General features: G+C 67.4%; 5 protein-coding genes. 2 read left to right on the top strand and 3 right to left on the bottom strand.

The genetic code is table 11. The features are described 5' to 3' along the window. Position 1 precedes the first annotated feature (1 nt). On the bottom strand, positions 2–1,108 hold the full coding sequence (locus ACR2JI_RS10720) for an LpqN/LpqT family lipoprotein (protein WP_526390050.1): 1,107 nt from the start codon (positions 1,106–1,108) through the stop codon (positions 2–4). A gap of 178 nt (positions 1,109–1,286) precedes the next feature. Between ACR2JI_RS10720 and leuS the strand changes: the two genes are divergently transcribed. Next, positions 1,287–4,166 carry a leucine--tRNA ligase gene (gene leuS, locus ACR2JI_RS10725; protein ID WP_526390051.1) on the top strand — a complete coding sequence of 960 codons (2,880 nt, stop codon included), beginning with the start codon at positions 1,287–1,289 and terminating at the stop codon, positions 4,164–4,166. Positions 4,167–4,222: 56 nt separating this feature from the next. Here leuS and ACR2JI_RS10730 read toward each other — a convergent pair whose 3' ends face one another. Next, the gene (locus ACR2JI_RS10730; protein ID WP_526390059.1) at positions 4,223–4,888 is read right to left on the bottom strand and encodes an SDR family oxidoreductase; all 666 of its coding nucleotides are present in this window, start codon (positions 4,886–4,888) and stop codon (positions 4,223–4,225) included. A 65-nt stretch (positions 4,889–4,953) separates the two neighbouring features. Between ACR2JI_RS10730 and ggh the strand changes: the two genes are divergently transcribed. Then, on the top strand, positions 4,954–6,294 hold the full coding sequence (gene ggh, locus ACR2JI_RS10735; RefSeq protein WP_526390052.1) for a glucosylglycerate hydrolase: 1,341 nt from the start codon (positions 4,954–4,956) through the stop codon (positions 6,292–6,294). Here the strand turns inward: ggh and ACR2JI_RS10740 are convergent. Beyond that, positions 6,291–6,782, bottom strand: a complete 492-nt coding sequence (locus tag ACR2JI_RS10740; RefSeq protein ID WP_526390053.1) for a MarR family transcriptional regulator — start codon at positions 6,780–6,782, stop codon at positions 6,291–6,293. The genes ggh and ACR2JI_RS10740 overlap by 4 nt on opposite strands. Positions 6,783–6,812: the final 30 nt, after the last annotated feature.

The raw sequence follows: 6,812 nt of genomic DNA on the forward strand, positions 1-6,812 counted from the left end.
ACTACTGAGCGGGCTGAGCCGCGATCGCGGCGACGGGAGCGGGGACCGCGGTCACCGGAGCGACGGGTGCCACTGCAGCCGCAGCGGGCGCGACCGGCGCCGCTGCGGCGGCAACAGGTGCGGGTGCCGCTGCCACCGCCACCGGGGCCGCCGGCGCAACGGCCACTGGCGCGACTGCCACCGGCGCGACTGCCACCGGTGCGACCGGTGCTGGGGCGACCGCTGCCGCGGCGGCCAGCGGTGCTGTGGGTGCCGCCGCCACCGCGGCCGACGCCGGGTTCACCGGTGCTGCTGCTGCCGGCGCGGCGCCGGGCAGGCTCACCTTGAAGCCTTGCACGATTCCCTCGGTTGCCGCCGCGGCCGCAACCACCTGGTTGGCCGCCGTCGTCACCGACAGGGTCACCAGATAATGGTCGGTGCCGGACTGCGCGATCACATGGCGGCGGGTGGTGTTGAGCGTCAAATCGGTATCGCGGTAGGTGCCCTCGATCTCAGCGGACGGGAACCCGCCGAACTCCGCCAGCGAGGCATCGGTTGACTGCCAGGCCGGCAGCAGCTGGCTGTCAATCAGGCCGTGGCTGATGGCTTCCCGGGGGTCGAAATCGCCGACCAGCTTGTAGACCGTCAATTGTGCGTTGGGGGTGTACAGCGCGTCGCCGCCCTTGCGGTCGGCGATGACGGTGAACGCGTCCGGCACATTGGGATCGGGGATGAGGCTCCACCCGGTCGGCACCGGCAGCACGATGTTGAGCGCGGTGAACCCGGCTGCCTTCTGCGGCTCCAGGGTGACGCCCTTCTCCTTGAAGAACTCCCGCAGAGTGCCTGAGGTCGCCGGGATGACCGCGGGGGCGGCCGGCGCGGTGGGGATCGACGTGGCCGGTGCCGCCGGAGCGACGGCCGGGGTCGCCGCAGGTGCTGCGGTGGCCGCGGCGGCGCTCGCCTGCGGTGCGACGGTGACGGTCGCAGTCACGGTGACCGGGGCAGGTGCGGGTGGCGCAGGCAGGATCGGCTCGGCTGACGCATTGGTTCCGGCGATCCCGATCAGGGCCGCGGACCCGGCGGCCACGCCGCCGATCACTACCCGCCAGTTACGGGCGATGCTTTTCATCGAAACTATCCTTTGCACGCGAATTCGGGCAGATCAGCCCACTGTTCTATGCCGACTGTATGCACCGTTGAGTCCGATTGACGGCTCCGGAACCGACCTGGAACCAACCTCTGACCGCCCTGCAACGCAACCGATACCGACCCGTTGTCTTAACCGCCGTCCCGATACCCTGTGGGGCGTGACCGACTCGCCGACTGCCACGCCGAACCATGCCGCGGGCACCGGTGACGCCGACGCCGACGTACCGCCGCACCGCTATAACGCCGACCTGGCGGGGCGGATCGAACAGCAGTGGCAGAACAACTGGCAGCAGTGGGGGACGTTCAACGTGCCCAACCCGGTGGGATCGCTCGCGCCGACCGATGGTGCGCCGGTCCCGACGGACAAGATGTTCGTTCAGGACATGTTCCCGTACCCCTCCGGTGAGGGATTGCACGTCGGTCACCCGCTGGGCTACATCGCCACCGACGTCTACGCGCGGTACTTCCGGATGACCGGCCGTAACGTGCTGCATGCCCTCGGCTTCGATTCCTTCGGCCTGCCGGCCGAGCAGTACGCGGTGCAGACCGGCACCCATCCGCGGAGCCGGACCGATGCCAACATCGTCAACTTCCGCCGCCAGCTCGGCCGACTGGGGCTCGGCCATGATCAGCGCCGCAGCTTCTCCACAACCGACGTCGACTTCTACAGGTGGACGCAGTGGATCTTCCTGCAGATCTACAACGCGTGGTTCGACCCCGAATTGAACAAGGCCCGGCCTGTGACTGAGCTCATCGCCGAGTTAGACAGTGGTACAAGGAAACTCGCCGACGGCCGGGATTGGAAGAATCTGTCCCCCGGGGAGCGCGCGGATGCCATCGACGGATACCGCTTGGTGTTCCACGCCGATTCGATGGTGAATTGGTGTCCCGGGCTGGGCACCGTGCTGGCCAACGAAGAGGTCACCGGTGACGGTCGCAGCGAGCGGGGCAACTTCCCGGTATTCCGGAAACGATTGCGCCAATGGATGATGCGTATCACCGCGTATTCCGACCGACTGCTCGAGGATCTGGACGTACTGGACTGGCCAGACAAGGTCAAGGCCATGCAGCGGAACTGGATCGGACGCTCCACGGGTGCGTCGGTAATGTTCGCCGTCGGTGGTGCGGATGTCGAGGCCTTCACCACCCGACCGGACACACTCTTCGGCGCGACCTACCTGGTGCTCGCGCCCGAGCACGACCTCGTCGACCGGCTCACCGCCGCCCACTGGCCCGAATCGGTCGATCCGCGGTGGACATCCGGCGCGGCCACACCGGCTGATGCCGTGGCGACCTACCGGCGCTCGATTGCCGCCAAGTCCGATTTGGAACGTCAGGAGAACAAGACAAAGACCGGCGTGTTCCTCGGCAGCTACGCCACCAATCCCGCTGACGGACGCCAGATTCCGGTCTTCATCGCCGACTATGTCCTGGCCGGCTATGGCACCGGGGCGATCATGGCGGTCCCCGGACACGACCAGCGCGACTACGAGTTCGCTTCTGCGTTCGGTCTGCCGATCATTGAGGTGATCTCCGGTGGTGATCTGTCGAAGGAGGCGTTCACCGGTGATGGCCCCCTGGTGAATTCCGGTTACCTCGACGGGCTCCCCGTCGCCGAGGCGAAGGCCACGATCATCGCCCGGCTCGAGTCCGACGGCCGCGGCCGCGGCCGCATCGAATACAAACTCCGGGATTGGCTGTTCGCCCGCCAACGCTATTGGGGTGAGCCGTTTCCCATCGTTTACGACGCCGACGGCCGCGCGCGGCCGCTGCCCGAGTCGCTGCTACCGGTGGAACTGCCCGACATCGAGGACTACGCGCCGGTGCAGTTCGACCCGGATGACCCCGACAGTGAGCCGTCACCACCGCTGAACAAGGCGGACGAATGGGTGCACGTCGATCTCGACCTCGGCGACGGGCTGCGGCCCTACACCCGCGACACCAATGTGATGCCGCAATGGGCCGGTAGCTCCTGGTATGAGTTGCGTTACGCGGATCCGCTCAACGACGAGCAGTTCTGCGACCCCCGTAACGAGGCCTACTGGATGGGTCCGCGACCCGCCGAGCACGGCGCCAAAGATCCCGGTGGCGTCGACCTCTACGTCGGCGGCGTCGAACACGCGGTTCTGCACCTGCTGTACTCGCGGTTCTGGCACAAGGTCCTCTACGACCTCGGCCACGTCACATCCCGGGAGCCCTACCGGCGCCTGGTGAATCAGGGCTACATCCAGGCCTTCGCCTACACCGACGCCCGTGGTGCCTACGTGCCGGCCGCCGACGTCGTCGAACGCGGCGGCGCGTTCTATCTGCCCGGCCCGGACGGTGAGGCGGAGGTCTTCCAGGAGTTCGGCAAGATCGGCAAGAGCTTGAAGAACTCGATCTCCCCGGACGAGATCTGCGACTCCTTCGGCGCGGACACACTCCGGGTCTACGAGATGTCGATGGGCCCGCTGGAGGCGTCTCGACCCTGGGCCACCAAGGATGTGGTCGGCGCGCACCGGTTCCTGCAGCGGGTCTGGCGGCTGGTGGTCGATGAAAATACCGGTGCCACAAGGGTTTCTGAGGACCCGCTGGACGAGGAGACGCTGCGGGCGTGCAACCGCGCCATCGCCGGCGTCCGCGAGGACTACGCCGGTCTGCGCAATAACACCGCCGCGGCCAAGCTCATCGAATACACCAACCACCTCACCAAGGCCGGTGTCAGCGCGCGCGCGGCGCTGGAGCCGCTGGTGTTGATGGTCGCCCCATTGGCGCCGCACCTGGCCGAGGAACTGTGGAGCCGGCTGGGCCACGCCACCTCCCTGGCCCGCGGACCGTTCCCGGTTGCCGATGAGCGCTACCTGGTGGCCGACACCGTCGAGTACCCCGTCCAGGTCAACGGCAAGGTCCGCGGCCGCATCACGGTGGCCACCGACGCGGATAAGGCGGCTCTGGAGGCCGCGGCGCTGGCCGACGAGAAGGTGCTGGCCTTCCTCGACGGCGTTACCCCCAAGAAGGTCATCGTGGTGCCCGGCAAGATGGTCAATCTCGTCGTCTAGCCCGGATTGGGCGCGATTTCGTGCGCTCAGCGCACGCAATCGCGCCGAAGCGGGGGTTAGCGGGGCCGGATGACCACCTGATGGGTGTGCGCGTCCGGCGGGGTCGCGACGACCTGGGCGACTACTCCGGCCACGGTTTGCGGGGTCAGGAATCTCGCCGCGTCGTAGACCCCGCCCTCATAGGCGACCAGATCCTGCTGCATCTCGGTGTCGACCCGGCCCGGATGGATGCTGGTGACCCGCAGCAGGGGTTCGTCGGTGCGCAGTGAATCCGCGAAGGCCCGAAGGGCGAACTTGCTCGCCGAATACGACGCCAGCCCCGGGGACACGTTGAGACCGGACCCGGAGTTGATGAACACCACCTGGCCGCGAGCCGCCCGCAGCGCCGGAAGCAGTGCCAGAGTCAGCCCAACCGGACCGGTCACGTTGACCTCGAAGCTGGCCCGCCACTGCTCGGGGATCGACTCCGCGACCCGCCCCGGATAGGCCACGCCGGCGTTGTGCACCAGGACGTCAAGCTCACTCAACACCTCCGCGGCGGCCTCCATCCCATCCGGGTCGGTCAGGTCCAACGGCCAGGTGGTGGCACCTAGTCGCTCGGCGACGGCATCGAGCCGCGGCGAGGGCCGGCCTGCCAGCAGCAGGGTGTGGGTCGGGGACAGGGCGTCGGCGATGGCCGAGCCGATCCCCCCACTCGCTCCGGTGATCAGCGCTGTGCGCATGTCGCCTGGCATGCCGGAAACCCTACTCATCTGCACTATGGCGACGCGCACCGCAGAATGGACCCGTGGCATTCGACGCCGGCTTCGCGCCAACCCAGCTCGCCGCCCGGGCCGCGTATCTGCTGCGGGGCAACGATCTGGGCGCGATGACTTCGGCCGCACCCCGGCTCTATCCGCATATGTGGAGTTGGGATGCGGCCTTCGTGGCGGTCGGCCTGGCCTCGCTCAGCGTCGAGCGCGCCGTCGTCGAATTGGACACCCTGCTCTCGGCGCAGTGGGGCAACGGCATGATCCCGCACATCGTCTTCGCCGATGGGGTGGACGGTTACTTCCCGGGTCCAGACCGTTGGGACTGTTCGGGATTGGCGGTCAATGCCCCGGCGAATCGGCAGACCTCCGGAATCACGCAGCCGCCGGTGCATGCGATCGCCGTGCAGCGGATCCTCGACCGTGCCCGCTCTCGCGGGCGCTCCACCCGCGCGGTCGCCGAGACCTTTCTCGACCGCCGATGGGACGACCTGGTGCGGTGGCACCGATGGCTCGCCGAAGCCCGCGACCCCGAGCATTGTGGGCGCATCACCCTCTATCACGGCTGGGAGTCCGGTATGGACAACTCCCCGCGGTGGGACGCCGCCTACGCGAACGTTGTCGCCGGTGCGGTGCCCGCCTATGAGCGCGCCGACACCCAGATCATCACCGACGCCGGCCAGCGTCCGTCCGACGGTGAGTATGACCGGTACCTGTGGCTGCTCGAGGAGATGAAGTCGGTCGCCTACGACGATGCACTGCTGCCGGAAGTGATGAGCTTCGCGGTCCAGGATGTGTTTGTGTCGGCGATCTTCGCCGTTGCCTGCGAGGTACTCGCCAATATCGGCGAGGACTACAAGCGGCCGAACGCCGACGTCCGCGATCTGTACGCGTGGGCCGCACGTTTCCGCGCCGGCGTGGTCGCTACGACTGACCAGAGAAGCGGTGCCGCAAAGGATTTCGACCTGCGATCGGGATCGTGGATCTCCACGGAGACGGTGGCGCAGTTCGCTCCGCTGCTGTGCGGCGGACTGCCCCATGAGCAGGAGCGAGCTCTGCTGAAGATATTGGAGGGCCCACGCTTCCTGGCGCACCCGGATCTGAAGTTTGCGCTCATCCCGTCCACCTCGCCGGTGTCGAAAGACTTCCGTCCCCGGGAGTACTGGCGGGGTCCGGTGTGGCCGGTGCTGAACTGGCTGTTCTCCTGGGCATTCGCCCGGCGCGGGTGGTCGGAACGTTCGCTGCTGCTCCGTCAGGAAGGTCTGCGACAGGCCAGCGACGGTACGTTCGCGGAGTATTACGAGCCCTTCACAGGCGAACCGTTGGGCAGCATGCAACAGTCGTGGACCGCAGCGGCGGTCTTGGACTGGCTCGGCTAAGCCCCGTCGGCTTCCTGCGCTACGTCGTCAACCTGCTCATCGGCCGCGGTATCGGTCATCCGCTCCAGAGGCTTAAGCGCCTTGGAAAGATCCCGGCGCTCGTCCGCGGTCAGCTTGGTCAACATGGCCGCCAGATACGCCCGCCGGGTGGCGAGCGCTTCGCCGTGCTGGATCAGCCCCTCCGGGGTCACCTCGACCAGAACTGCCCGCATATCGGAGGGATCTCGGGACCGTTTGACCAAGCCGAGCTTCTCCAGCCGGCGGATCGCCACGGTGGTGGTCGGAGTGCGGACTCCCTCACGGGAGGCCAGTTCAGTCATCCGGATCGGACCGGTGTCGAGCAGCGTCAGCAGAATCGACAACTGCGCCATCGTCAGGTCGGGGCGTGAACCTCGCGTCGTATCGCCGCGCCGCATCACCAGGATCAGCTTCGGCAGGATCCGCTGCATGTCGGCCGCCAACTGGGTGACCTGCTGGGGCTCTGACATGGTTTGCCAGTCTAACTGCCTGCTGGCGAC

Source organism: Mycobacterium sp., from assembly GCF_051006775.1.
GTDB lineage: Bacteria > Actinomycetota > Actinomycetes > Mycobacteriales > Mycobacteriaceae > Mycobacterium.